Genomic DNA, 25,990 nt, shown 5'->3' on the forward strand with positions numbered 1-25,990 from the left:
CATGCGCGCAGATGAGCCGTTCCTGGTCCGCCACGCGGACCTCATTTTTGCTTTGAAGACGTTCGTCGCGTCGATGCTGGCGCTCGTCATCGCGCTGGCGATGGATCTGCCGCGGCCCTATTGGGCCATGGCCACCGTCTACATCACCTCGCAGCCGCTGGCGGGGGCGACCAGCTCGAAAGCGTTCTTCCGCGTGATGGGGACGCTGGTCGGCGCGATCATGACGGTGGCGCTGGTGCCGAACCTCAGCGATGCGCCGGAACTGCTCTGCCTCGCCATCGCGCTCTGGGTCGGGCTTTGCCTTTATCTATCGTTGCTCGACGGTACGCCCCGCAGCTATGTCTTCATGCTGGCCGGATACACGGTAGCGCTGATCGGCTTTCCCTCGGTGTCCGAGCCGGGAGCGATCTTCGACACTGCGGTGTCGAGACTTGAGGAAATCGCGCTCGGCATCATCTGCGCCGGCCTGGTCTCGACCATCGTGTTTCCTCGCAGCGTCGCACCCGCGGTCGCTCACCGCGTCGATAGCTGGCTGGTGGACGCGCGCGGCCTGGGCAGCTCGGTGCTGCTGCGGGAGGGCACCAGTGAGCCCCGCCGCGGCAAGCGCCTCAAGCTTGCGACCGATATTGTCGAGATCGACACGCTCTCCACGCATCTTGCTTACGATCGGCTGACCGACCGCAATGCCGTGACGGGCCTCGGCGAAATCCGGCTCCGGATGCTGACTCTGCTGCCGGTGATCGCCTCGATCGAGGATCGATTGGCTGCACTGGGCGCGGAAGCCCTGCAGCGGCAGCCCGCGCTGGAGCAGCTGCTGGGGGATCTGGCGCAATGGGTCATGAGCGGCGATAGCGCACGGCGATCGGCCGATCGGATCCGCAACGCGATCACGGAGCAGCAGGCGGTGCTCGATGACAGCGCCTCCTGGGAACGGATCATCACAACAAGCCTGTTGTTGCGGCTGCGCGAACTCGTCGACCTCTCGCGCGACTGCCGCGAGCTGACCGAGGCGATCGCCGAGAACCGCAATGTTTCGACGCTCGACCTTGCATTTCATTCCGAGGCCGGTGCTGCGCCGGTGCGTCACCGGGATCGCGGCCTAGCGCTCTGGTCGGCAGCCGGCGCCGCTATCGCGATCCTGATCTGCTGCGCATTCTGGATCGGGGCCGGCTGGCCGGACGGCGCCTCGGCGCCGATGATGGCGGCGGTCGCCTGTTCGTTCTTTGCCGCCCAGGACGAACCCGCGCGCTTCATCCGCACCTTCGGCCTGTGGTCGCTGGTCGCCATCGTCGTGGTCGCGGTCTATCTGTTCGCGCTGGTGCCGGCGATCTCGCATCTCGAGGTGCTGATCGTCGCGCTGGCGCCGACTTTCCTGCTCTATGGCTTCCTGATCAGCCGGCCCGCGACGGCGGGCACCGGCATGGCTCTCGCGGCGAATACCGCGACGCTGCTGGCGCTGCAATCGACCTACAGCGCGGATTTTGCTTCCTATGCCAACTCTGCCGTCGCTTTCTTCGTCGGTGTCGTCATTGCCGAGCTGGTGACCAGGATCGCGCGCGGGGTGGGCGCGGAATGGATCGCCAATCGTTTGGTGCTGTCCGGCTGGAAGACGATCGCGGTCGCAGCCGAACGACGCGGCAAGCGTGACCGCGCGGAGTTCGCAGGCCTCATGCTGCACCGGCTCGGCCTCCTGGTGCAGCGCATCGCGTTCCTCTCGGAGAGCGACCGTCGCGATGCCGACAGCCTGGTCCAGCTCCGCATCGGCATCAACATCATCGACCTGCGTCGCGCCCGCTACGGACTTGCGGCCGCCACCATTGCCGTCATCGATGACATGCTCGACCAGCTCGCCAAGGCCTGCCGCGGCTATGCGGGTGGTGGGATGCCGAGCGAGCTCTTGACGAGCGTCGACCGGGCGCTGGCCCGGGCGGTGAAGGACCCCAACGACAGCGCACGCGAAGACGCGCTGATCGGCCTCGTCGGCATCCGGCGCGGCCTGTTTCCGGACGCGCCGGCCTATCGGCCGCGGACAGAGAGTGTTGCGGCATGAGATATGTGATCGACATTTACGGCGTGTTCGTGCCGGCGCTGCTGCTGTGGATCGTCGTCGCCTATGTCCTCAGCGCGCTTCTGCGCCGGCTGATGCAGCGCTTCGATCTCTATCGGCTGGTCTGGCACCGCGCGCTGTTCGATTTTTCGGTTTTCGTCTGCCTTCTCGGCGGCGTCGTCTATCTTTCGGAGTATCTGTCATGAAGGAGAGTTTCGCCTGGCTGGGCCGCTTCGCTCTGACCGCCCTTGCCGTCGTCGCCGCGCTCGCGGTCGGCCTTGAGCTCTGGGTCTATTACATGGAGTCGCCCTGGACGCGCGACGGCCGGGTACGCGCCGACGTGGTGCAGGTCGCGCCTGACGTGTCGGGCTTCGTCACCGAGGTGCTGGTGAAGGACAACCAGAAGGTCCGTCGGGGCGATGTCCTGTTCCGCATCGACCGAGAGCGCTTTGCGCTGGCGCTGCGGCAGGCCGACGCATCGGTCGCAGGTCATCAGGCAACGCTCGACCAAGCCAATGCCGATCTGAAGCGCTACAGCGCGCTGACAACCGACGCGGTCTCGCAGCAGAAGCAGGAGCAGGTTCTCGCCACCCAGCTTCAGGCCAAGGCGGCCGTCGATCAGGCTGTCGCCGATCGCGCGCTGGCAAAGCTCAACCTTGACCGCAGCGAGGTCCATGCCTCGGTGAACGGCGTGATCACCAACATGGATTTGCGTCCCGGCGCTTACGTCACGGCCGGAAAGGGCGTGATGGCGCTGGTGGATACCGACACGCTGCACGTCGAAGGTTATTTCGAGGAGACGAAACTTGCGCGCATCCGCGTCGGCGACAGGGTGCAGATCCGTCTGATGGGCGAGAGGACGACGCTGTCTGGTCATGTCGAGAGCATCGCCGCCGGCATCGAGGATCGCGACCGTGCCGAAGGCGCCAGCCTGCTCGCCAATGTCAACCCGACCTTTAGCTGGGTACGGCTGGCACAGCGCATTCCGGTGCGCATCGCGCTCGACCCCGTGCCCGCGGACATGTCGCTGGTTGCGGGACGTTCGGCGACGGTGGACGTGCTGGACTAGGTTTCGCTTGGGAGCGTGCCCAATCGTCGCGCCCGCTCCATCAGCCTTCGCGCGTTGCGGTAAGTCGGCACTTCGACCCAAAGGCCGTCCACCAGCGCACGATCCTCTCCGCGGCTGCGCGCCGCGTCGAAACCAGCCACGATCGCGTGCGCGCGTGCGATCTCGTCGGCTCCGGGCGTGAACACGTCATTGAGCCGCAGCGCATGTTCGGGCAACACCAGGGACTTGCTGCGGTAACCGAGGCGACGCGACAGGACTGCCTCGCGAATGGCGCCTTCGACGTCGCTGAACGTGTAGGGAGCATCGATCGGCTCGATGCCGGCTGCACGCGCTTCCAGTATGAAGCGCCGTCGAGCGTAGTCGAGCTCGAGGCCATCCGCGCCGCGCTCGGCGCAGAGGTCATTGGCGAGGTCCTCGGCTCCGAGCAGGGCGCAGCGAATGCGGGAGGTGGCCGCGGCCATCGTGCGGACCTCGACAACCCCCAACGCCGTTTCGCAGACGGGAAGGATCTCCGTGCTGCCTTGGTCCAGATCGAGCTGTCTTTCCCAATGCGAGATCGCAGCGTCCAGCGCATGCATCTGGGCGGCGCTGTCGCTCATGGGATAGGCGATCACATCGGGGCGCGCCGTCATGGCTGCCGCAAGATCCAGCAGCCCATCGGTCTCCAGGGCATTGATGCGGACGGCGGCAACGCGTTGCCGCTGTCGGCATTCTCGCACGAAGCGGTCGAGCAGTCCGCGAGCCTCGGGGCGTCGTGCGGGCGGGGTGAAATCCTCGAGATCGACGATGAGCGCATCGGCGCCGCTATCCAGCATCCTGGCATGCGCAGCGGGATCGGCACTTGGCCCGAACAGCCAGGTGCGGCGGAGATCGGGATCGAGAAGGACCATCATGATCGCCTAAGCGTTCGAATATTTCTTCAGCTCCAGCCTTGCGATCTGGTTCCGGTGAACTTCGTCCGGCCCGTCGGCAAGCCGCAGCAGCCGCGCGGTGGCATAGGCCTGGGTCAGGCCGAAATCGTTCGAGGTGCCGCCACCGCCATGGGCCTGGATCGCCCAATCGATGATCTGGCAGGCCATGTTGGGCACGGCGACCTTGATCATCGCAATCTCGGCTTTCGCCACCTTGTTGCCGACCGTGTCCATGGCATAGGCGGCGTTGAGGGTGAGCAGCCGGGCCTGCTCGATCATGATGCGGGCCTCCGCAATGCGCTCCTGGGTCACGGTCTGCTCGGAGACCGGCTTGCCGAAGGCGACGCGGCTGCGGACGCGGCGGCACATCTTCTCCAGCGTGCGTTCGGCCAAGCCAATCAGCCGCATGCAATGGTGGATGCGACCGGGGCCGAGGCGACCCTGCGCGATCTCGAAACCGCGACCTTCGCCGAGCAGCATGTTGTCCCGGGGCACCCGCACATTGGTGAAGACGACCTCGGAGGCTCGATCGGGCACGCCGTAGAAGCCGAACACGGGCAGGGGGCGCTTCACCTCGATGCCGGGCGTGTCCATCGGCACCAGGATCATCGACTGCTGCTTGTGGCGATCGGGATTGTCGGGATCGGTCTTGCCCATGAAGATGCAGATCTTGCAGCGCGGGTCCGTCGCATTGGTCGTGTACCATTTGCGCCCGTTGATGACGTAATGGTCGCCGTCGCGCACGATCGAGCTTTCGATGTTGGTCGCGTCGGATGATGCGACCGCGGGCTCGGTCATGGCGAAGCAGGAGCGGATCTCGCCGGCGAGCAATGGCTTCAGCCAGCGTTCCTTGTCCCTCTCCGAGCCGTAACGCTCCAGCACCTCCATGTTGCCGGTGTCGGGTGCCGAGCAGTTGAACACCTCCGGCGCAAGATGCGAGCGGCCCATCACCTCGCAGAGTGGAGCATATTCGAGATTGGTCAGGCCCGCGCCATGATTGCTCTCGGGAAGGAACAGATTCCAGAGCCCCTCGGCGCGCGCCAGCGGCTTCAGCTCCTCGACGACGGGATAGACTTTCCATGGGCCCAGCTCTTCTGCCTCGCGATAGAACCGCTCCTCGTTCGGATAGATGTGTCGGTCCATGAAACTCTCGAGCTTGCGCTTGAGCGCGACGACTTTGGGCGACATCGGGTAGAGCATCTCTGGCTTCCTTGATCGATGGACAGCGTTTGTTCCGAGCGCGGCGGCTCAGGTGACGCGATATTCCCTGAACCTCTCGCGCAGCGTCGATTTGAGCACCTTGCCGGTCCCAGTCATCGGGAATTCGTCCAGGAATTCGACGGCGTCGGGCAGCCACCAGCTCGCGATCTTCGGCCGCATGTGGTCGAGCAGCGTCTTGCCGTCGACGGTTGCGCCCTTCTTGCGGACGACGAGGAGGAGCGGGCGCTCCTGCCATTTCTCATGGTTGATCGCGACCACCGCAGCCTGGAGCACATCGGGATGCGACAAGGCGATGTCCTCGAGCTGGATCGAGGAGATCCACTCGCCGCCGGACTTGATCACGTCCTTGGAGCGGTCGGTCAGCGTGACGTGACCTTGCGGGTCGATCACCGCCATGTCGCCGGTGATCAGCCAGCCGTCGCGGTCGAGACCTTCGTCCAGCTTCATATAGCCGGAGGCGACCCATGGGCCACGGGCGCGCAGATGACCGACGGTCTTGCCGTCGCGCGGCAGCTCGACGCCGGCGTCGTCGACGATGCGCAAGGCGGTGCCGAAGCAGGCGCGGCCGGAGACCTGGCGGCGGTCGAACTTCTCCTTCTCGCTGAGGTGCTCCGAGCCGGGTCGCAGGCCCGGCATCGAGCAACCCAGCGCCTCCGTCATGCCCCAGGCCTGGATGTAGTCGACCTTGTAGTCACGCTTGAGCTTCTCGACCATTGCGCGCGGCGGCGCCGAGCCCGACGACAATGTTGCGCGCAGGGTGGAGAACTTGTTGCCGGTCCGCCCCAGCCAGTCGAGCAGGATCAGCCAGAAGCTGGGCACGCCGGCCGAGAGCGTCACCTTCTCGCCCTCGAGCAATTCATAGAGCTTGTCGGGCTCGTAGTTGCGGCCGGGCAGCACCAGCTTGGAGCCGGTGTAGGGCGCGGTGAACGGCATGTTCCAGCCATTGCCGTGGAACAGCGGCGCCATCGGCATCATCACCTCGCGCACGCCTTCGACATGGCCCGGCAGGAAGTCGAAATTGCAGCAGGTCATGGTCTGCAGGATCGCGGCACGGTGCGAATAGATCACGCCCTTGGGATTGCCCGTCGTACCCGAGGTGTAGCAGATGGTGGATGCGGATTTCTCGTCGAACTCCGGCCAGGCGAAGCCGGCCTCGTTCTCGCGTGCCAGAAGCTCCTCGTAGCAATGCACATTGGCGAGCTTGGTCTCGGGCATCCGCTCGCGCGAGGACATCACAACATAAGCCTCGATCGTTGTCAGCTGCGAGGCGATCGCCTCGACGATCGGTAAGGTGGCGCGGTCGATGAACAACAGCCGGTCTTCGGCGTGGTTGATGATGTAGACGAGCTGCTCGGGAAACAGCCGCGGATTGATGGTGTGCAGCACATAGCCCATGCCGGGCGCCGCGTAGAACATCTCGAAATGGCGATGGGTGTTCCAGGCGAGCGTGCCGACGCGATCGCCTTGCTTCATGCCGAGCCGCTTCAGCGCCAGCGCCATGCGCTTGATGCGCGGATGGGCGTCGGCATAGGTGTAGCGATGAATGTCGCCCTCGATCTCGCGCGCGACGATCTCGGCTTCGCCGTGATAGTCGGCGGCATACTGGATCAGGCCGCTGATCAGAAGCGGCATGTCCATCATCAATCCCTGCATGGTCTCCTCCGGTAGCCACGTCGTTGCGTGGCGAACGTTGTGATTTTCGCGCGAGGTTAGCGGAACGCCTCGCGGCGTTCACGCAAAAAACATGGGACGTGATTGCATGCGTCACTTTTTCAGGGCTAATTGACCCGAGCTGCCGCCGACGCAGCGTTCGCCGTGGAGGAAATGCATGTCAGCGGAAAGACACAAGACCGGCGCGGCCGGCGAACCTACGGTCGATATTGCGGCGCTCCGTGCGCGCTATCGCGACGAGCGCGACCGTCGTTTGCGTGCCGAAGGCAAGGCTCAGTATGTCGAGGTGACCGGCGGCCTCGGTCGCTATCTCGACGACCCCTGGGCCGATCCCGACTTTGCGCGCGCACCAATCAGCGAAGAGACCGAGGTGCTCGTCGTCGGCGGAGGCTTCGGCGGGCTGCTCTGTGGCGCGCGGTTGCGCGAGGCCGGCATCGATGATTTCCGCATCGTGGAAAAGGCCGCCGATTTCGGCGGCACCTGGTACTGGAATCGCTATCCCGGCGCCGCCTGCGATACCGAGAGCTACATCTCCCTGCCGCTACTCGAAGAGACCGGCTACATGCCTGTGCGCAAATACGCGCGGGCACCGGAGATCTACGAGCACTCCCGCCGCATGGGCCGTCACTTCAAGCTGTACGAGCGTGCACTGTTTCAGACCGTCATCTCGCGGATGACATGGCAGGAGGGGGAGGCGCGTTGGCTGGTCGAGACCGATCGGGGCGACCGGATCCGCGCCCGGTTCGTCATTCTCGCGGGAGGTCCGCTCAGCCGGCCGAAGCTGCCGGGCATTCCCGGCATCGAGATGTTCAAAGGCCACAGCTTCCATACCAGTCGCTGGGATTACGGCTACACCGGCGGCAGCGCGGATGGTGGTCTGACCGGCCTTGCCGACAAACGCGTCGGCATCATCGGCACCGGCGCCACCGCCGTGCAATGCGTGCCGCATCTCGGCCGCTCGGCAAAGGAGCTCTATGTCTTCCAGCGCACGCCGTCGGCGATCGGCGTGCGCGACGACCGGCCAACGGATCAGGCCTGGGCGCAGAGTCTCGCGCCCGGCTGGCAGCGCGAACGCATGGACAATTTCACCGCGGTGATCTCCGGCGAGCCGTTCGAACGGGACCTGGTGCAGGACGGCTGGACCGGCCTGCTCGGCGAGATCCTGCTGGCGCCGCGTCGGCAGGAGCATCCGGTGACCTCGATGGAAGAGGCGCTGAAGGTGATCGAGCAGGCCGACTACCGCAAGATGGAGGAGATCCGCGCCCGCGTCGATGAGGTCGTCAAGGACAAGGCGACCGCGGACGCGCTCAAGCCCTGGTACAAGGCGTTCTGCAAGCGACCGTGCTTTCACGACGAATATCTCGACACCTTCAACCGTCCCAACGTGCATCTCGTCGACACCGAAGGGCGGGGTGTCGAACGCATCACCGAGAATGCCGTCGTGGCAGGCGGCAAGGCCTACGAGATCGACTGCCTGATCTACGCCAGCGGTTTCGAGGTTGGCACCGACTACGCGCGGCGCATGGGCTTCGAGGTCTACGGCCGCGACGGCCTGAGCCTATCCGAGCGCTGGCAAGGCGGCGTCAAGACGATGCACGGCTTTTACAGTCGCGGCTTCCCGAACTGCTTCCTGATCGTCACGGTGCAAGCCGGCCAGAGCGCCAACTTCCCGCACATCATCGACGAGCAGTCGCGGCACATCGCTTATGTGATTGCCGAAGCGCGCAAGCGTGGCGCGCGAACCTTGGAGCCGACGCTGGCGGCCGAGACCGCCTGGGTCGAGGAGGTCGTCAAGGCCGCGGTCGGCCGGCAGACCTATCTCGCCGAATGCACGCCCGGTTATTACAACAATGAGGGCGTGTTCGATCCGATCGCGGCGAAGAACAGCCAATATTGGCGCGGGCCGGTGGCATTCCTGCGGCTGCTCGAAAAATGGCGCAAGGAGGGCAAGCTGGATGGTCTGGAGCTGACCTATGGCACTGCGGCGGAGGCGGGCGGCTCCCCGGTGCCGGGGTGAGCGGCATGGTTCCGGCGCCCACCGGTGCCACGCGCCTCTACGCCATTGTCGGCGATCCCATCGCGCAGGTGCGCTCGCCCGCAGGCGTGACGGCAGCCTTTGCGGCCAGCGGCCATGACGGCATTCTCGTTCCAGTCCGGATCTCGGTGGCCGATCTGCCGGATTTTCTTTCCTTGGCACCGCGGCTGAAGAATCTCGACGGCCTCGTCGTGACCATCCCGCACAAATTCGCCTGCTATCAGGCCTGCACCAGTGCGACGGAGCGCGCCCATTTCCTGCGGAGCGTCAACCTGATGCGCCGGCGCGCCGATGGCGCATGGCATGGCGATATGGTCGACGGCCTTGGCTTCGTTGGTGCCGCGCGGGCGAAAGGCATCGCCCCCGCCGGTCGGAGGGCGCTGCTCGTCGGCGCTGGCGGCGCGGGCTCGGCCATCGCGCTTGCGCTGGTCGAGACCGGCGTGAGCGAGCTCGCCATTCACGACAGCGCGACCGAGCGCCGCGACGTGCTGATCGGGCAACTCAACGGCCTCGGCAAGGCTCCGGTGCGGGCCGGCACCATGGACCCCACCGGCTTCGAATTTGTCGCCAATGCGACACCGGCGGGGATGAAACAAGGCGATCCGCTGCCGGTCGATGTCGCTCGGCTCGCGTCCTCGGCTTATTGCGGCTGCGTCATCACCAAGCCCGAAATCTCGCCCTTTATCGCGGCGGCCCGCAAGGCCGGCTGCGTGACGGGAACGGGCACGGACATGTACGAGCAGCACCAGGGCATCATGGTGGACTTCCTGCTCGGCCGCGACGAAGGACGGTGATCCGCTCCGGTGTCAAGGCGCCCGTTACGTCGCGCGGGGCTTGAGCGATCAAAGCCGACGTAGGATCATGCGCTTGCGCGAGCCGGTCGCGTAGTTGAGGAGAGAGGAACGAGGAATGACCAAGGGCAGGACCGTTGCGACGGCCATGATCGGCGCCACAGCGCTGCTTCTCTCTTTGGCGCCCTCGGCCGAGGCGGCGCAATGCGGCAGCTCGCCGGCGGGGTTCGAGGCCTGGAAGCGCGAGTTCAGCGCGGAGGCGCAGGGCAAGGGCATCGGCCAGACCGCGCTCGCGGCCTTGATGCAGACCAATTACGCCAGTGCTACCATTGCGGCCGACCGCGGCCAGCGCAGCTTCTCGCTGACGCTCGACCAGTTCCTTGCCAAGCGCGGTGCCACCACCATCGTCGCCAAGGGGCGACAGCTCAAGCAGTCGCAAGCAGCCTTGTTCGCCTCCATCCAGCAGCGCTATGGCGTTCCGCCCGGACCTCTGATTGCCATCTGGGGCATGGAGACGGGTTTCGGCAGCCAGCGCGGCAACCAGAACATGCTGTCGTCGATCGCAACCCTTGCCTATGACTGCCGCCGTCCCGAATTCTTCACCGATCAGCTCTATGCCGCCCTGAAGCTGATCGACCGCGGCACGCTATCGGGGGCGACTCGCGGCTCCATGCATGGTGAGGTCGGCCAGACCCAGTTCATGCCCAAGAACATCCTGGCCTACGGCACTGGCAATCTCGAGGTTGCGGCCAATGCACTGAACTCGACGGCGAATTTCCTCAAGGCCCATGGCTGGCGTGCGGGAGCCGGATACCAGCCGGGTGAGCCGAATTTCGCTGCGATCGAAGCCTGGAATGCCGCCGGCGTCTATCAAAAGGCGATCGCGTTGATGGGCCGGCAGATCGACGAGGGCGGAGGCGCGGCGGCCTCGCGCTGAGCTGCTGCTCAGCGATGTGTGATGCGCCGGCGCGAGAAAGTTGTTGCCATCTGGAACAGACGGCACGAGGTTTGCTTTGATCAAGTTCAGGGCTGGGCATGAGGAGACTCAACATGGCTACCCAGATCGTGATGGACCAGACGGGCGATACGCGCCACGAGTTTGATCCCGGCAATGCCGAAGCGCTCGCGCGGGCCGAGCGACGCTTTCGGGAGCTGACCGGGGCCGGCTTCACCGCTGCCCTTCGCAGCGGACCTGGCGAAGTCACCCGTATCAGATCGTTCGACCCGACCGCGCAGGAAACGCTGTTCTATCCCCGCCTGGTCGGCGGTTGATCTGAGCTGCACATGATCGCGGCAGTTTGGCTCCGCGCGCCCGCGCGTGCGCGTCTGCATGCGCTGCGTGAACTCTATCGGCGGTTCTTCGGCGAGAACACGCCGGATGCCCGTGGCCGCCGGCTGCTGGCCGAATGGTTGTCACCGGCGCAGCTCGCGCAGTTCGAGCAGCACCGGTATTTCGACGTGGTCGGCGGTGATACCGGCAAGACCTACCGCATTCATTACGGCACCGCCGCCAATGTCCACGAGATCGACGAAGCCGGGCACGCCACCATGGGCTGGTGCTTCGTCCCGTCCGGCTTTCTGGTGCCGGGCGACGTGATGCTGGCGCAGAAGATCGCGCTCGAGACGGACGAGAAGGGGGCGCTGGCGCTTGCCAACCGCTTTCCGCCGGCAACACATTCGGAGCATTTCTATCGCCGGCCGTTCTAGCAACGAGAGGCCGCAGACGCGCGCTCGATGTGCACGGCTGCCTCAGGGAGGGGTGCGGCAGGGCGGCGATGATGCCTGTTAGAAGTGCGTGGTGCGATAGGCATCCACAGCGTGCGCCGCGAAGACGCCGATGCTGCAAAGGGCCAGCAGACCCGAGATCAGCTCGATCATGTCTCGTCCTTCCCTAGCGGCTGGGCGACGAGGTTCTGACAGCAGGAATATTCGTAGATTAGGTCGAGGAGGAATTGCATGGTGGCCGTCCCTGTACTTGTTTTGACAACCATTTAGACGGCCATCTGTTTCAGGCGTGTTTCGTCGCATTGGGAATGGGGTTTCGCGGGGAACCGGGGCTTTGCTTGTGCGCTGCAAAGCCGCTACATCCCGCTTTAATTAATGTCTTCAGCTGAGCGCCTTCCGGCGCGGCGATCAATCACATTGCGAGGCAAAATCATGGCGCAGGTCGAGTGGTTCGACGATCTCAGCATTGGAATGCGGTTCAAATCCCCCGTGGTCGTGGTCACTGAAGCCGACATCAAGCGCTTCGCCGCCGAGTTCGATCCGCAGCCGATGCATCTCGACCACGAGGCCGCCAAGGCGACGCTGTTCAAGGGGCTTGCTGCCTCCGGATGGCACACCGCTGCGATCGCCATGAACCTTGCGATCCAGACCCGCCCGTTTGGGCCGCATCCACTGATCGGGGCTGGCGTCGACGGGCTGCGTTGGATGATGCCGGTGCGGCCCAATGACCGTCTGCACCTGGTCGGGGAAGTCATGAGCCTGACGCCGTCCAAGTCGAAGCCGCAGGGCATCGCGCTGGTGAAGTGGACGATGTTCAACCAGAACGGCGAGGAGGTTTACACCTTCACCCCGATCGCGATCGTGCCACGGCGCGGGTAGGGCCCCGTTCGCCGTGCCATGTCCTGGGCCCTTGCGGCTCTTCCGCAGAGGTGATCATCTTTGCTGGGGACCGCGCTGGAGGCTGGCATGAAACGATTCCGTCTCGCCGTCTTGCTGATTGCAGGTACCTTGAGCGCCGGGCCGGCGCTTGCGCAACAATCCATGGTCGGTGACTGGACCATCGAGAAGCGGGCGCAGGATACGCATTGCAACGCGAGCCGTGGCTACAAGGACAGGGCTGACGAGAACCGCGACTACGTCATCGTGATCACCTATTCCGAAAAGGCGATCGTGATCGTGATGATCTACGACGGCTGGGAATGGGAGAGAGTCGGCGAGATCCTCCGCGCCGATGTCGGCACGGACGATGCGGACATCATGAAGCGGTCGAAGTGGGAGGTCATGGACAAGACCACCGTGCGCGGCATCTTCGAGTACGACCAGTCGATGATGGACCGACTGGCAAAGGCCAAGCGCCTCACGCTCGATTTCGAGGACGATGACGACGACAGTATCGAGATGCAGATACCGCGCGCCGGCGAAGCGCTCGCGGCATTGAAGTTCTGCGAGGAGAACCGGAAATAGGTTGCTGATGCCGGCCGTGAAGACGACAGGACGGCGGCCGTGCAGCGGGCGGCAGTGAGCAGACGCGTGACTCATCGCACACAGTCCGAGCGCTGTTCGCATTTATCCTAGTCTTTGGCGAACCCGTCCAAGCCGCACCCTGCGGTTGACGTTACGCAAGGACGATGTTCGATATTCCAGCATCTGGCTGCAAGGTTATTTCCTCGTCGAAGGCGGCAATTGGCCGGCCCGGCTTCTCCATCCGTCCCCGGATTGCGAGTTCTCTATCTCGCGCAGGCGACAGGCAGATTGCGGCGTCCGCCCGATGACGATCCACCAAGCAAATCGGTTCTCGTCCCTCGTCGGCGAGATCTACGATGCGGCGGTCGATCCCGCGTTGCGCAGCGGGGCATTGGAGCAGGTTTCGCACTTCGTCGGCGGGTGTGCCGCGATGATCCTGTCCAGGGATTCGGCGCGGCTTTCGCTCGAGATCCACCAGCATTTTGGAACCGATGCTCGCTTCCGTCAGCTTTATCGCGACCGGTATGTTGAGCTCGACCCTCTGCTCGATCGTCACCTCACGCTTGCGCCCGACCAGACGATCGGTGTGACCGACATCATGCCTCATGCGGAGTTTCTGCAGACCAGCTTCTATCGCGAATGGCTGGAACCCCAAGGCGCGATCGACCTTGCGACGGTCGCGCTGGAGAGGACGGTCACCCGCACCACGATCCTGCAGGTGTTGCGCCATCATTCGCGCGGCACCGTCGACGCCGCGATGCGCGAGCGCATGCTGTTGCTCGCCCCGCACATCCAGCGGTCGCAGATCATGGGCCGGCAGATCCGGGCCCGCTCCCACACGGTAGAGGACCTTGCCGACGTCCTCGACGGATTGAACACGGCGATCTGCCTGCTCGACGCCGACGGCCGTGTCGTCCATGCCAACGCCGCATGTCGCCAGTTGTTCGCCGATGCCAATCTCCTCGCGATGGTTGGCGACCGGATCGTGGCCCGCAACACCCAGACCGACAAAATATTCCGCAGCCTCTGCGAAATCGATGCAGCCACAGGTTCCACCGCTCGTCGCCGGATCGAGCTTGCGACGTCGGCCGATGGGCAGCATTATCTGCTTCATGCCTTTCCGCTGAAGCGGGACCGCAGCCTGCCGCGCGACACTGCAGCCACGATGCTCTTCGTTCAAAGAGCTTCCATGCTGCCATTGCTTGCTGCCGATGCGATTGCCGCGGCCTTCAGGCTGACGCCGTCCGAATTGCGCGTGCTAATGGCAATCATAGAGACCGGCGGGGTTCCCGACATCGCTGCAAAGCTCGGCGTCGCCGAGACGACGGTGAAGACGCATCTTGGCCGCTTGTTTGAGAAGACGGGCGCCGGCAGGCAGGCCGATCTCGTGAAGATCGCCGCCGGCTTTGCCGTGCCGTTCGCGCGCCGCACGAATGGCGATGACGGGGCGATATAGTTCGTTTCCACATGCCTCGATGTTACGTGCCGCGCTCTCAATCCATTGTGATGGACCGATCATGCGGGTCATCCGAACGTAGGACGCGAGTCATTTCAGACTTTCGTATATCGCGCTTCGGAAAAGAAGAGCAGCTCGCACGGACATGCCGCGACGACCTCGAGCGCACGTGTGAGGAAACGATGCGTATGGCCGGACTGCTCGTGGGTTGGAGAGATTGCAGTGAGCAGCATGGTTGATTTTTCCGTTCTCAATGTTTCAACGAACGAAATTCCCGAAAGCGAGCGCGTTCCGCTGATCCGCGAGTTTTACTGTCGCGGGGTGCTGAAGGCCGAGGTCGAGGCCAGGGAGGGAAGGCCGGCCGCGGCGAGCTTCACATCCCACGTCCTGCCGGAAGCCCAGCTGTTGGTCGGGGGATTGTGCGGAGCGCGGGTCATTCGTACCAAGCAGCTGGTGGCCGATGGCGACGATAGTCTCGCCTTGATCGTGAACAGGTCCGGCGTTCTCGGGATATCCGAGCGGGGGCACGACCTCGGCCTCCATGCAGGGGAGGCGGTCCTGACAAGCGCGGCGGATGTCACGACATTCGAGCGGCTCTCGCTGGGCAGCTGCTTCTCGCTGCGTGTGCCGAGGCGCGTGCTGGCGCCGATGATCGTGGATGTCGACGATGCCGTCATGCGCATTCTGCCGGAGAGCGCGGCGGGGCTTCGGCTGCTCGTCGATTACGCGAGCGCGATGCTGCGTGAGACGGCATTCGCGGCGCCCGCGTTGCGCCAACTTGGCGTCGCCCATCTGCACGATCTGCTGGCGGTGGTGCTCGGTGCCACCAGCGAGACGCGAGAGCTGGCGGGACGGCGGGGCATCAAGGCGGCGCGGCTCCAGAAGGCGAAGGTCGCCATTGCCAACAATTGCTGGCGGCAGGACCTGTCGGTGGCAACGGTTGCGCACGAGCTCGGCGTGACGCCGCGCTATCTCCAGCGCCTGTTCGAGGCCGACGGCAAGACGTTCTCCTCCTTCCTGATCGAGCAGCGCGTCAAGCGCGCACATCGCATGCTGCGGGAACCCGGGCACGCCGAGCGGACGGTGAGCTCGATCGCCTACGACGTCGGATTCGGCGACCTCTCATATTTCAACCGCTGCTTCCGGCGCACCTACAACGCGACGCCGAGCGATGTCAGGAGCGGCGGGGCGCTGTAGTGGCGGCGCTGAATTCAGCCATCTGCGATTCCGATCAGCAGGCAGGGAGCCGCCATCATTCCTGGTCGCGGAAACGCGCCCACATCGTTGCGTGCGGCATCGGCAGCCGGAGGATTGAATGCGCCGTTTCTTTTTCGACCTGCTGGTCGGCAATATCGTGAAGATCGACCCGGGCGGAATGATCTTCGAGCATGCGGGGGCGACGTTCGTCGTTGCCGACGAGATGGCGAGGCACCTGTTCGTCTGGCGCGATGATCTGCGCGATCGCGACGCCTGGATCCGCGTCAGGGACGCCGGCGGGAACGAGATCTATCGCGCTCCGGTCTGGTCGGACTGCGCCGAGAGGCAGGGCTGGGACCAGCCGTGAGTGCAGAGTTGCTTTCGGCTGAAGCGCGGGCATTTCCGTCCAAGTCGGAGTCGACCGCCAACTCTACCTCGGCGTTGGTCAATCGCTGTCGGAGTTGAACCTTTTGCTCCCCCGATGGACTCACAGAGGCCGGCAGGCATGAAGAACATTCCACAACATCTTAGGGTCAGACACCATTGGGTCTTGTGATGCCCCGACCTCCAGGACATTCCGAGCTGATCGAGAGCATCTATGACGCGGGACTCGACCCTGAGTTGTGGGGTGAGGTCGTCGTCATGCTCAATGCATTTATCGGCAGCCGGGCCTGCGGCCTGATTTCAAAGGACACGGTCAGCAAATCCGGGGCGACTCATTACTATTGCGGCGTCGATCCGCACTACATCCGGCTCTATTCCGAGACCTACTCCCGGTACGATCCGCTCGCACGGCTTCCGCGGTATGGCGAGGTGCGCAACATTCCGGACCTCGTGAATTTCGACGAGTACCGCAGCGGGCGCTTCTATCAGGAATGGCTGCGTCCGCAGGGGTGCGTCGACGTCGCCAACGTCGTGCTGGAGCAGTCGAAATCCTCGCGTCCGATGCTGATGACCGTCATTCCGGGCAGGGAGATGCTCGACGCCGAGCAACGCGCGCGCATGCAGTCCCTGGTCCCGCATGCGAGCCGGGCGCTGATGATCAACCGCGCGATCGAGCGGAAGCAGCAACGCGCGAGCGCGCTGGCCGACGTGGTGGACCGCCTGAATGCCGGCGTCGTCCTGCTCGATTCGACCTGCCAGATCGTCCACAGCAATCCGGCCGCGGAGACGATCCTGGCCGCCGACGATGTGCTGCGCTCCATCGCGGGCCGGCTGGTGACGAGATCCTCCGAGGCCAATCGCGCCCTGCGCAGCATCTTCTGTGATCCGGGAGAGGTCGCCGTGGCGGCGGCGGAGGGTCGGAAGATCTCTCTGACGTCGCATGACGGATCGTACTACGTCGCTCACGTGATCGCGCTGCCGTCGCTGCTGCGCGATGGTGCGACGGAGCGAACGTCGGCCGTCGGGGCCTTGCTGGTCTGGAAAGCGGAACTCGACAGTCGCTCTTTTGCCGGCCTGATCGACCGCACCTTCGACTTGACGCCCGCGGAACTGCGGGTGCTCCAGTCGATCGTCGAGGTCGGCGGCGTGCCGGAGACTGCTGCTGCGCTGGGAATCGCCGAGACGACGGTGAAGACGCATCTGCATCGTGTCTTTGCCAAGACCGGCGTGTCCCGTCAGGCCGATCTCGTCAAGCTTGCGGCGGGCTTTGTCAATCCGCTGATGCACTGACGCGCATTGGCGTCGGAGAGCCATGGCCGCAGTTCGCGGCCGGGCTCAAACAGCAACATCATTGGAAAGTTATCGCGCGTCATTCGATCGAATGACGCGATTGTTTTCGTTCTCTCTTAGAGATGAGCCACACGATTTCTTGTTCGACGACTTTGTGAAGCAACTCACAGCAAACCGGAGTGAATCCTATCATTCTCTCGCAGAGGTTGAGAGGAGGTCGTTATGCCGAGGACGCCGTTCGTTATGGCCGACAAGTTCCGCGACATCGTGGCTCGCGTCGGCGCTGTGTTTCGCGAGCAGCGCAAGATCGAGGCGCGGCGCGCATTGCAGCGCTATCGGCATTTGCTGGCTCGGCCGGACGATACATTGCCTTTGAACGAAGTCATTTCGGTCGCCAGGGAAGAGGATATTCCAGGACATGCCTACGGAACTGATGCGCGCGAGCGCACCGCCGGTCAGCCGGCTTTCGAGCGCACGTAATTTCAACGTCGTCGCGATCGCCCTGACCGCGGCGCTGGTCGCTCTTCAACTGGCCGGACTCGTAATCCTGGAACGATCTCACGCCCGCGCGATGCACATTTCGCTTCCGCACGAGGCAGCCGTCTGCCCCGCGGCCCCGGATGCAGATGGTCCGCAGATTCCCACCGATTGACCGGAGGACGGTCCGTGCCTGATGTCACGACTCTGATTCTGCTGAGTGTTGCCGTATTCGCCGGGGCCTTCGTTTCGGGACTGTCCGGCTTCGCATTTTCGGCCGTCGCAGGTGCAATCCTGCTGCGCGTATTTCAACCTCTCGAAGCCGTGCCGCTGATGATGGCGTGCAGCATCGGCGTGCAAGCGACCAATCTGTGGGCGCTCCGAAGCAGCATCCGCTGGGAGGGCAGCCTGCTGCTGATCGTCGGCGGATTGATCGGCGTTCCAATCGCCGTGTCGCTGCTGCAGAGCACGGACACGCATTTGCTCCGGCGTGCGTTCGGCATCGTCGTCGCGCTCTATGCGGCCTACATGCTGCTGCGGCCGACGCTGGTCACGGCCGGTGAGGCCGTCGGCCGGCATTGGGTCGCGCTGATCGGGTTCGGAGGCGGGCTGGTCGGCGGGTTGACGGCGATGCCGGGCGCCGTCCCCACGATCTGGTGCGACATGCGCGGCATGCCCAAGAGCGAGCAGCGCGGTCTGGTGCAGCCCTTCATTGCCGCCATGCAACTGTTCGCCATCGCGCTGCTGGTCGGACACCAGGACTTGTCGTCAAAGGTCTTTGTCGACCTCGCGATCAGCCTGCCGGCTTTGTTCGCGGGGTCCGCACTCGGCGTGATCGCGTTCCACCGCGTCAACGAGACGGTCTTTCGCAAGACCGTGCTCGTTCTGTTGCTGATCTCAGGGATTTCCCTGATCTAACACCTGCTTTAATGACCAGCGCCTTCGTGATGAAGCCCCTGAACCGGCGCGGCGCTGGTGTCGCTGCCGTGATGCACCAGCGGCTTGTTACCGGTGATGGTTCTGAGCAGCACATAGAACACCGGCGTCAGGAACAGGCCGAACACGGTGACGCCGATCATGCCGGAGAACACGGCAACGCCCATGGCTCGCCGCATCTCCGAGCCCGCGCCGGTGGATAGCACGAGCGGCAGCACGCCCATGATGAATGCCATCGAGGTCATCAGGATCGGGCGGAGCCTCAAGCGACTCGCCTCGATCGCGGCCCGGATCGGCGTCCTTCCCGCGAATTCGAGCTCGCGCGCGAATTCGACGATCAGGATCGCGTTTTTGGCCGAGAGTCCCACGAGAACGATCAGGCCGATCTGGGTGAAGACGTTGTTGTCGCCCTTGGAGATCCAGACGCCGAACATCGCAGCGAGCAGGCCCATCGGCACGATCATGATGATCGAGAGCGGCAGCGTCAGGCTCTCGTAGAGCGCGGCGAGCACCAGGAACACCAGCAGGATCGCCAGCGGGAACACCCAGATGCCGGAATTGCCGGCGATGAACTCCTGATAGGTCAGATCGGTCCATTCGAAGGCGAAGCCGGGCGGCAGCACTTCGGCCGCAATTCGCGTCGCGGCTTCCTGCGCCTGGCCCGATGAGAAGCCGGGCGCGGCCGCCGCATTGATGTCGGAGGACAGGAATCCGTTGTAGCGGATCGCGCGCTCCGGCCCCGCGCTCTGGCGGATCTTGAGCAGCGCCGACAACGGCACCATGTCGCCCGAGGACGAACGCACCTTCAGCTGCCTGATGTCGTCGGCCCGCGCGCGGAACGGCGCATCGGCCTGGACCCGGACCGAATAGGTGCGCCCGAACTTGTTGAAGTCGTTGACGTAGTAGGAGCCCAGATAGATCTGCAGCGTGTTGAACACTTCGGTCACGGGCACGCCGAGCTGGAGCGCCTTGGTGCGGTCGATGTCGGCGAATAGCTGCGGCACGTTGACCTGGAAGCTCGAGAACACGCCGGCGATCTCCGGCGCCTTCTGCATCGCCGCCATGAACGCTTTGGTCGCTTCGTTCAGCGCGTCATAGCCGAGACCGGCGCGATCCTCGATCTGCAGCTTGAAGCCGCCGATGGTGCCGAGGCCGTTGACCGGCGGCGGCGGGAACATGGCGATGAAGGCTTCCTGGATGCCGGCATATTTCTTGTTCAGCTCGGCCGCAATTGCGTTCCCGCTCAGGGCCGCATCCTTGCGTTCGTCGAAGGGTTTCAGCGTCGAGAACACGATGCCGGCATTGGACGAGTTGGTGAAGCCGGAGATCGACAGGCCCGGGAAGGCCACCGAGCTTTCGACGCCGGGCTGGGTTAGCGCGATGTCGCTCATCTTGCGGATCACCTCTTCGGTGCGGTCGAGCGTGGCGCCGTCGGGCAGGCGCGCGAAGCCGACGAGATATTGCTTGTCCTGGCCCGGGACGAAGCCGCTCGGCACCTGCTGGAAAAGGAAGGCGGTGAGGCCGACCAGCAGTACGTAGAGGCCCATCACGGCGGCCTTGCCCGAAATCACCTTGCTGACAGTGCTGCTGTAGTTCTCGGAGGAGCGGGTGAAAGCCCTGTTGAAGCCGCGGAAGAACCAGCCGAGGCCTTTTTCCATGACGAGGGTCAGCCGGTCCTTCGGCTCGTTGTGGCCCTTGAGCAGCAGCGCCGACAGCGCCGGCGACAGCGTCAGCGAATTGACCGCGGAGATCACGGTCGAGATCGCGATCGTCAGCGCGAACTGCTTGTAGAACTGCCCGGTGAGGCCGGAGATGAAGGCGAGCGGCACGAACACCGCGATCAGCACCATGGCGATCGCGATGATCGGGCCCGAGACCTCGCGCATCGCCTGATAGGTGGCATCGCGCGGTGACAGGCCAGCCTCGATATTGCGCTCGACGTTCTCGACCACGACGATGGCATCGTCGACGACGATGCCGATCGCGAGCACGAGGCCGAACAGGCTGAGCGCGTTGATGGAGAAGCCGAACACGTGCATCACCGCGAACGTGCCGACGATCGACACCGGCACCGCGAGCAGGGGGATGATCGAGGCGCGCCAGGTCTGCAGGAACAGGATCACGACCAGTACCACCAACGCGATCGCTTCCAACAGCGTATGGATCACCGCCTCGATCGAGGAGCGCACGAACTGGGTGGGATCGTAGACGATCTGGTAGGACACGCCCTCGGGCATGTTCTTCTTGATCTCGGCCATGGTGGCGCGGACGTTGTCGGAGATCTGCAGCGCGTTGGAGCCGGGCGCCTGGAAGATCGGGATCGCCACCGCCTGCTTGTTGTCGAGCAGCGAGCGCAGGCCGTATTCGGAGGCGCCAAGCTCGATGCGTGCGAGGTCGCGCAAGCGCACGACTTCGCCGCGCGTGCCGGTCTTGACCACGATGTCGCCGAACTGATCCTCGTTCGGGAGCCGGCCTTCGGCGTTGACGGAGAGCTGGAGATCGATGCCCTTGACGTTGGGGGAGGAGCCGACCACGCCGGCGGCGGCCTCGACGTTCTGCGCCTGGATCGCCCTGACGATATCGCTCGCGGTCAGGCCGTGCTCGGCGGTCTTCTGCGGATCGACCCAGACCCGCATCGAATAGTCGCCGGCGCCATAGAGCTGGACGTCACCGACGCCGTCGATCCGCGCCAGGCGGTCCTTGACGTTGAGCACCGCGTAATTGCGCAAATACGTCATGTCGTAGCGGCCGTTGGGCGACAGCAGGTGCACCACCATGGTGAGGTCGGGCGAGGATTTCTTGGTGATGATGCCGAGCTGGCGCACCACGGCCGGCAGGCGCGGCTCGGCCTGCTGCACCCGGTTCTGCACCAGCTGCGTCGCCTTGTCGGGGTCGGTGCCGAGGCGGAACGTCACCGTCAGCGTCATCGCGCCATCCGTCGTCGCCTGGCTCGACATGTACAGCATGTTCTCGACGCCGTTGATCTGCTCCTCGATCGGCGTCGCCACCGTTTCCGCAATCACCTTGGGATTGGCGCCCGGATAGGTAGCGCGCACCACGACCGACGGCGGCACGACGTCGGGATATTCCGAGATCGGCATCGCGAACAGCGAGATCAGGCCGGCAAGGAAGATCAGGACGGAGAGAACGCCGGCGAAAATCGGACGATCGATGAAAAATTTCGAGAGATTCATGGCCTTGCCCCTGGGCAATATCTTGCGGTTCTCCGATCGCTTCCCCGTCATTCCGGGGCGGGCGTACCACGCGCGAACCCGGAATCCCGAGGTGAAGTCATCGGAGTTTCTTAACTTCGAGATTCCGGGTTCTCGCTGCGCGAGACCCGGAATGACGAAGGTTCAGCGTTGCACCACGTCCTGATTGCTGTGGTTCGATGCCTGCTGCGGCCCCCGCGCCCCCATCTCCGCGACTTCGGTCTTGAGCAGCGCGCCCGGACGCACGCGCTGCAAGCCGTTGACGACGATGCGGTCGCCGGACTTCAGGCCCGCGGTCACGACGCGCAATCCATCCACTGCGCCGCCGAGCGTGATCGGGCGGTAGACCGCGCGGCTGTCGTCGCCGACCGCCATCACGAACTTCTTGTCCTGGTCGGTGCCGATCGCGCGCTCGTCGATCATGACCAGCGTCTGCTGCTTCGGCTGACCCATGCGCACGCGGGCGAACTGGCCGGGGATCAGGCGCCCGTCCTCGTTCTGGAACACCGCGCGGACACGGATCGTGCCGCTTTGGCCGTTGACCTGGTTGTCGATGAGCTGGATGTGGCCTTTCGCCGAGAGACCGCCCGACGTCGTCATCTCCACAGGGATCTGGTCGAGCTTGCCACGCTGGCCGGAGCCATCCGCAATGGAATTCAGCGCGTGCAGCACGACCTCCTCGTCCGCATCGAACGACGCATAGATCGGGTTGACCGAGACCAGCGAGGTCAGCACCGGGGAGGCGGTGCCGGCGGCGACGAGATTGCCGACGGTGACCTCGATCTTGCCGACCCGGCCATCCACGGGCGCACGCACCTCGGTATAGTCGAGATTGAGCTTGGCGGTCTGGAGCGTCGCTTCGGCCGCCTTCACATTGGCGATCGCTTCGCGGTTGGCGTTCTCGCGCTGGTCGTAGTCACGCCGGGTGACGACCGCGTTGCCGACGAGCTGGGCGCCGCGTTCGACCTCGCTGGTGGTGAACACCACGCGAGCCTTCGCCGCCTCGAGCTGGGCGTTGGCCTTGTCGACCTCGGCCGCGTATGGCGCCGGGTCGATCTTGAACAGGACGTCGCCAGCCTTCACCAGCGCGCCTTCGGTGAAGTTCGTCGACAGGATCGCACCCGCGACGCGCGGGCGGAGCTCGACGCGGTTGATGGCCTCGAGCCTGCCGGAGAAATCGTCCCACAGCACGGTCTGCCGGGGCTCAATCATCGCGACGGTGACGGAAACAGCCTGTTCAGCCGCGGCCGCCGGTGCGGTCGCCTGCGCCGCATGAAAGTAGCGGCCCGTGGCGATCGAGCCGGCCACGGCAAGGGCGCCTACGACGGCGACGCCACTCAGGAGGCGGCGGAGACGGCCGGTGCGGGAGGGGTTTTGGGAGGGGGGCATTTGCGCGCTCCAGATATGTAGTGTTCACTACAGATGTGGAGCTGGATACCGCAGTGCAAGATACATATGTACCAATCACTAAGAAAATTGTACGCCGATACCGCGACGATTGGAAGACACAAGAAAAAGAAAGCTAGAACAAATAGATAGGATCCGGCGTTAGGCTGATATCAGGACGCCGATCCGAGGAGACAGGCACATGGGCATGGGACGCCCCCGCGAATTCGACGCCGAAATGGCGTTGGACCAGGCGATGGAAGTGTTTTGGCGCCATGGCTATGAGGGCGCCACGATTGCCCAGCTCACCGAGGCCATGGGCATCAACCCGCCGAGCCTTTATGCCTGCTTCGGCAACAAGGAAGGCCTGCTGAAGGCCGCGCTCGACCGCTACAGCAAGCTGCGAGGCATCTGGATGGACGAGGTGGTTGCCGCCCCCACCGCCCGCGAGGTCGCCGAGCGCATGCTGATGGGGATCGCCGACAAGCAAACCGATCCCGCCAATCCGCCCGGCTGCCTGCTCGTGCAGGGTGGCATCGCCTGCGGCACCGGCTCGGAGAACGTCCCCTTCGAGCTTGCCGCCCGCCGCGCCCAGAATGAAGACCAGCTCCGCGAACGTTTCATCCGCGCCAAGGCCGAAGGCGATCTCAAGCCGACGTCAGACCCCGCTGCGCTCGCGCGCTATGTTTCGGCGGTGTCGGTCGGCATGGGCGTGATGGCATCGTCGGGTGCCGATCGCGAAGCGCTGCGCCAGGTGGCTGATGTCGCCGTGCAGGCGGTCGCGGCGCAGTCGGCCGACAAGAGGTAGCTATCTCGCAGACAGCGTCGGCGGCGGCACGAAGCCGCCGAACTCGCGTTCGATCAGCCCGGCCAGCGCTATCGTTGTGTGGTCTTCCAGATACGGCCCGATAATCTGGACGCCGATCGGCAGGCCCGTCGGCGTGCGCTCGATCGGAACGGCGGTCGCAGGCAGTCCGCAGGTCGAGGCGGGATCCGCCCAGATGAAGCAGGCGTCGGCGTAGTTGTAGAGTCTGCCGTCGATGTCGAGCTTTCGCGCATCGAACGGCTCGGAATGATCGTGCGGAAAGGCCGGCACGGCGGCGGCCGGGGAGATCACTGCGTCGAACTCGCGGAACAGCTGGTGCCATTTCTGTTGCAATTGCAGGCGAGCTCCGTCGGCCGCGAGCCATTCACGATGGATCATGCCCCAGCCACGGGCGCGCTCGGCCTCGAGACTGCGATCGTCGGGCGCAAGCGTCGCAGCGAGTCCTTGAGCGTCTGCAAGCGCCGCCGGGGTCAGGCGCGGGCTTCGCGCGGCGTTGAGCAGCTTCATGTAGAACCGCGCGGACTCGGCAAGATCCGGCAGCGCCGAGCTTGCGCGCGCGACTTGCGCGCCTGATCGTTCGAGCCGGCCGGCCAATCGCCCGATCGCGGAGCGCACGGCATCGCCCGTCGGCATCAGCGGATGCGTATCGATGACGAGAATCCTGAAATCCTTGAGCTGCTCGTGCCGCGGGGCGGGCAGTGCAAGGCGATAGCCGATCCCGTCGCGCGTCTCGTCAGGGCCGGCAATCACGTCGAGCGACAATGCGAGGTCCGACGCGGTGCGCGCCATCGGCCCGACGACAGCGAGGTCGCCCTGGCCGGGGACGGGCGGCGCCGGCGGCAGGCTGTATCCGCGCAGCGGCACCAGGCCGAGGCTGGGCTTGTGTCCGAACACGCCGCAGAAATGTGCAGGGACCCGGATCGAGCCGCCGATATCCGAGCCGATCGAGAGCGGGCCGACCCCGGCGGCCAGCGCCGCACCCGATCCGCCCGACGAGCCGCCAGGCGAGCGGCCGAGGTCCCACGGGTTGTTCGTGGTCCCATGGATCTCGTTGTAGCTCTGGAAGTCCCTGAGCCCGATCGGGATATTGGTCTTGCCGATGATGACGGCGCCCGCCGCTTTCAGGCGCAAGACGACGAGGGCATCGTCGGCAGGTTGAAAATCCCTGAAATGCGGAAAGCCCCAGGTCGTCGGCAGGCCGGCAACGTTGAACGGTTCCTTCAAGGTCACGGGAATGCCGAGCAATGGCAAGCGCTCGCCGCGGCCAAGTGCAGCATCCGCGGCGCGGGCGGCCTCCCTGGCGCGATCGAAATCACGAACGATGATCGCGTTGATCGGCCCGTCCAGAGCCTCGATGCGCGCGATCGTGTGCTCGAGCAACTCGGATGCAGACACTTTCCGCAGATGCAAAGCGCTCAGCAGCCCGCTGATCGAGCCGTAGCTCAAGCCGTCGGCATCTGCGTTCAGTCCCTTTTGCATCACGAACTCCGTATCTCGCACCTTGGGCTCCGAAAACCGAATCGAGCGTGATCCGATGCGGATAGAGCGCGAGGTTGGTAGCAGCGGCTCATGCCTTCCGACAGGTTAATGGGGCGGCTCAACGGCGAATTGATCCTGGGCTGATGATGTAACCGTGCGCCTGTTTTGCCCGACGTGTCAAATCAGTGCGCTCGCAGCGCTCGAGCTGCATGCGAGCGAAATTCTGCAATGATTTGTACTGTGCATGGGGTTGTTTTCGCGTTTTTTGTTTGAGCGCATCCGCGCCTCGGCATCCGCTGTCAGAATCCGTGGCGATACGGGCACCCCTAAGAGTTTCTACACACAGTTCTGGCACGTTCCGCGCGTCAAGACCCGCAACCTGCATCGTCGCCTCTCATTGCGCGCACGAAAAG

23 protein-coding genes are annotated in these 25,990 nt (G+C 64.5%); 17 read left to right on the forward strand and 6 right to left on the reverse strand.

Features of this window, described 5'->3' with window-relative positions:
* Nucleotide 1: 1 nt before the first annotated feature.
* Genes X268_RS11475 through X268_RS11485 form a run of 3 tightly spaced genes read left to right on the forward strand, consistent with a single transcriptional unit; the run spans nt 2 to nt 3,116 of the window.
* Nucleotides 2-2,050: an FUSC family protein gene (locus X268_RS11475; RefSeq protein WP_128925056.1), complete on the forward strand. Its 2,049-nt coding sequence runs from the start codon at nt 2-4 to the stop codon at nt 2,048-2,050.
* Nucleotides 2,047-2,253 (forward strand): DUF1656 domain-containing protein, encoded by a 207-nt coding sequence (locus X268_RS11480; protein WP_128925057.1) that lies wholly within the window; start codon nt 2,047-2,049, stop codon nt 2,251-2,253. Before X268_RS11475 ends, X268_RS11480 begins: the two co-directional genes overlap by 4 nt.
* Entirely contained in the window at nt 2,250-3,116 is an 867-nt protein-coding gene (locus tag X268_RS11485; protein WP_128925058.1) for an efflux RND transporter periplasmic adaptor subunit, read from the forward strand. Before X268_RS11480 ends, X268_RS11485 begins: the two co-directional genes overlap by 4 nt.
* Here X268_RS11485 and X268_RS11490 read toward each other — a convergent pair.
* The 3 genes from X268_RS11490 to X268_RS11500 are packed head-to-tail and all read right to left on the reverse strand — an operon-like array spanning nt 3,113 to nt 6,901.
* On the reverse strand, nt 3,113-4,006 hold the full coding sequence (locus X268_RS11490; protein WP_164937670.1) for an HpcH/HpaI aldolase/citrate lyase family protein: 894 nt from the start codon (nt 4,004-4,006) through the stop codon (nt 3,113-3,115). The genes X268_RS11485 and X268_RS11490 overlap by 4 nt on opposite strands.
* 9 nt (nt 4,007-4,015) lie before the next feature.
* Entirely contained in the window at nt 4,016-5,227 is a 1,212-nt protein-coding gene (locus tag X268_RS11495) for an acyl-CoA dehydrogenase family protein (RefSeq protein WP_128925060.1), read from the reverse strand.
* Nucleotides 5,228-5,275: 48 nt separating this feature from the next.
* Entirely contained in the window at nt 5,276-6,901 is a 1,626-nt protein-coding gene (locus X268_RS11500; RefSeq protein WP_128925061.1) for a long-chain fatty acid--CoA ligase, read from the reverse strand.
* A 175-nt stretch (nt 6,902-7,076) separates the two neighbouring features.
* On the opposite strand from X268_RS11500, the gene X268_RS11505 reads away from it, so the two are divergent.
* The 13 genes from X268_RS11505 to X268_RS11570 all read left to right on the forward strand — a co-directional run bounded on the left by X268_RS11505 (nt 7,077) and on the right by X268_RS11570 (nt 18,656).
* On the forward strand, nt 7,077-8,936 hold the full coding sequence (locus X268_RS11505) for a flavin-containing monooxygenase (RefSeq protein ID WP_128925062.1): 1,860 nt from the start codon (nt 7,077-7,079) through the stop codon (nt 8,934-8,936).
* Between the two features lie 5 nt (nt 8,937-8,941).
* Nucleotides 8,942-9,748, forward strand: a complete 807-nt coding sequence (locus X268_RS11510; protein ID WP_128925063.1) for a shikimate dehydrogenase family protein — start codon at nt 8,942-8,944, stop codon at nt 9,746-9,748.
* A gap of 115 nt (nt 9,749-9,863) precedes the next feature.
* Nucleotides 9,864-10,682 carry a lytic murein transglycosylase gene (locus X268_RS11515; RefSeq protein WP_128925064.1) on the forward strand — a complete coding sequence of 273 codons (819 nt, stop codon included), beginning with the start codon at nt 9,864-9,866 and terminating at the stop codon, nt 10,680-10,682.
* Between the two features lie 113 nt (nt 10,683-10,795).
* Nucleotides 10,796-11,017 (forward strand): hypothetical protein, encoded by a 222-nt coding sequence (locus tag X268_RS11520; protein ID WP_128925065.1) that lies wholly within the window; start codon nt 10,796-10,798, stop codon nt 11,015-11,017.
* Nucleotides 11,018-11,029: 12 nt separating this feature from the next.
* On the forward strand, nt 11,030-11,452 hold the full coding sequence (locus tag X268_RS11525; protein ID WP_128925066.1) for a hypothetical protein: 423 nt from the start codon (nt 11,030-11,032) through the stop codon (nt 11,450-11,452).
* Between the two features lie 450 nt (nt 11,453-11,902).
* A complete protein-coding gene (locus X268_RS11530) occupies nt 11,903-12,349 on the forward strand; it encodes a MaoC family dehydratase (RefSeq protein ID WP_128925067.1) in 447 nt (148 codons plus the stop codon).
* Nucleotides 12,350-12,436: 87 nt separating this feature from the next.
* Nucleotides 12,437-12,934, forward strand: coding sequence for a hypothetical protein (locus X268_RS11535; RefSeq protein ID WP_128925068.1), 498 nt, complete (start codon nt 12,437-12,439; stop codon nt 12,932-12,934).
* Nucleotides 12,935-13,238: 304 nt separating this feature from the next.
* The gene (locus tag X268_RS11540) at nt 13,239-14,390 is read left to right on the forward strand and encodes a helix-turn-helix transcriptional regulator (RefSeq protein ID WP_128925069.1); all 1,152 of its coding nucleotides are present in this window, start codon (nt 13,239-13,241) and stop codon (nt 14,388-14,390) included.
* A 231-nt stretch (nt 14,391-14,621) separates the two neighbouring features.
* Nucleotides 14,622-15,587: a helix-turn-helix transcriptional regulator gene (locus X268_RS11545; RefSeq protein WP_208764461.1), complete on the forward strand. Its 966-nt coding sequence runs from the start codon at nt 14,622-14,624 to the stop codon at nt 15,585-15,587.
* A 118-nt stretch (nt 15,588-15,705) separates the two neighbouring features.
* Nucleotides 15,706-15,954, forward strand: a complete 249-nt coding sequence (locus X268_RS11550; protein ID WP_128925071.1) for a DUF6894 family protein — start codon at nt 15,706-15,708, stop codon at nt 15,952-15,954.
* Nucleotides 15,955-16,142: 188 nt separating this feature from the next.
* Complete coding sequence (locus tag X268_RS11555) at nt 16,143-17,261, forward strand: helix-turn-helix transcriptional regulator (protein WP_128925072.1); 1,119 nt, start codon at nt 16,143-16,145, stop codon at nt 17,259-17,261.
* Nucleotides 17,262-17,504: 243 nt separating this feature from the next.
* Nucleotides 17,505-17,741: a hypothetical protein gene (locus X268_RS11560; RefSeq protein ID WP_245477856.1), complete on the forward strand. Its 237-nt coding sequence runs from the start codon at nt 17,505-17,507 to the stop codon at nt 17,739-17,741.
* 186 nt (nt 17,742-17,927) lie between these two features.
* Complete coding sequence (locus X268_RS11570; RefSeq protein ID WP_128925075.1) at nt 17,928-18,656, forward strand: sulfite exporter TauE/SafE family protein; 729 nt, start codon at nt 17,928-17,930, stop codon at nt 18,654-18,656.
* Nucleotides 18,657-18,664: 8 nt separating this feature from the next.
* Here X268_RS11570 and X268_RS11575 read toward each other — a convergent pair whose 3' ends face one another.
* Entirely contained in the window at nt 18,665-21,868 is a 3,204-nt protein-coding gene (locus X268_RS11575; RefSeq protein WP_128925076.1) for an efflux RND transporter permease subunit, read from the reverse strand.
* 162 nt (nt 21,869-22,030) lie between these two features.
* Entirely contained in the window at nt 22,031-23,275 is a 1,245-nt protein-coding gene (locus X268_RS11580) for an efflux RND transporter periplasmic adaptor subunit (protein WP_128925077.1), read from the reverse strand.
* Nucleotides 23,276-23,474: 199 nt separating this feature from the next.
* On the opposite strand from X268_RS11580, the gene X268_RS11585 reads away from it, so the two are divergent.
* Nucleotides 23,475-24,080 carry a TetR/AcrR family transcriptional regulator gene (locus X268_RS11585; protein WP_128925078.1) on the forward strand — a complete coding sequence of 202 codons (606 nt, stop codon included), beginning with the start codon at nt 23,475-23,477 and terminating at the stop codon, nt 24,078-24,080.
* Here the strand turns inward: X268_RS11585 and X268_RS11590 are convergent, their stop codons facing one another.
* Complete coding sequence (locus X268_RS11590; protein WP_128925079.1) at nt 24,081-25,577, reverse strand: amidase; 1,497 nt, start codon at nt 25,575-25,577, stop codon at nt 24,081-24,083. It abuts the gene before it with no gap.
* Nucleotides 25,578-25,990 lie beyond the last annotated feature (413 nt).

The sequence above is a fragment of the Bradyrhizobium guangxiense genome (assembly GCF_004114915.1).
Classification (GTDB): domain Bacteria; phylum Pseudomonadota; class Alphaproteobacteria; order Rhizobiales; family Xanthobacteraceae; genus Bradyrhizobium; species Bradyrhizobium guangxiense.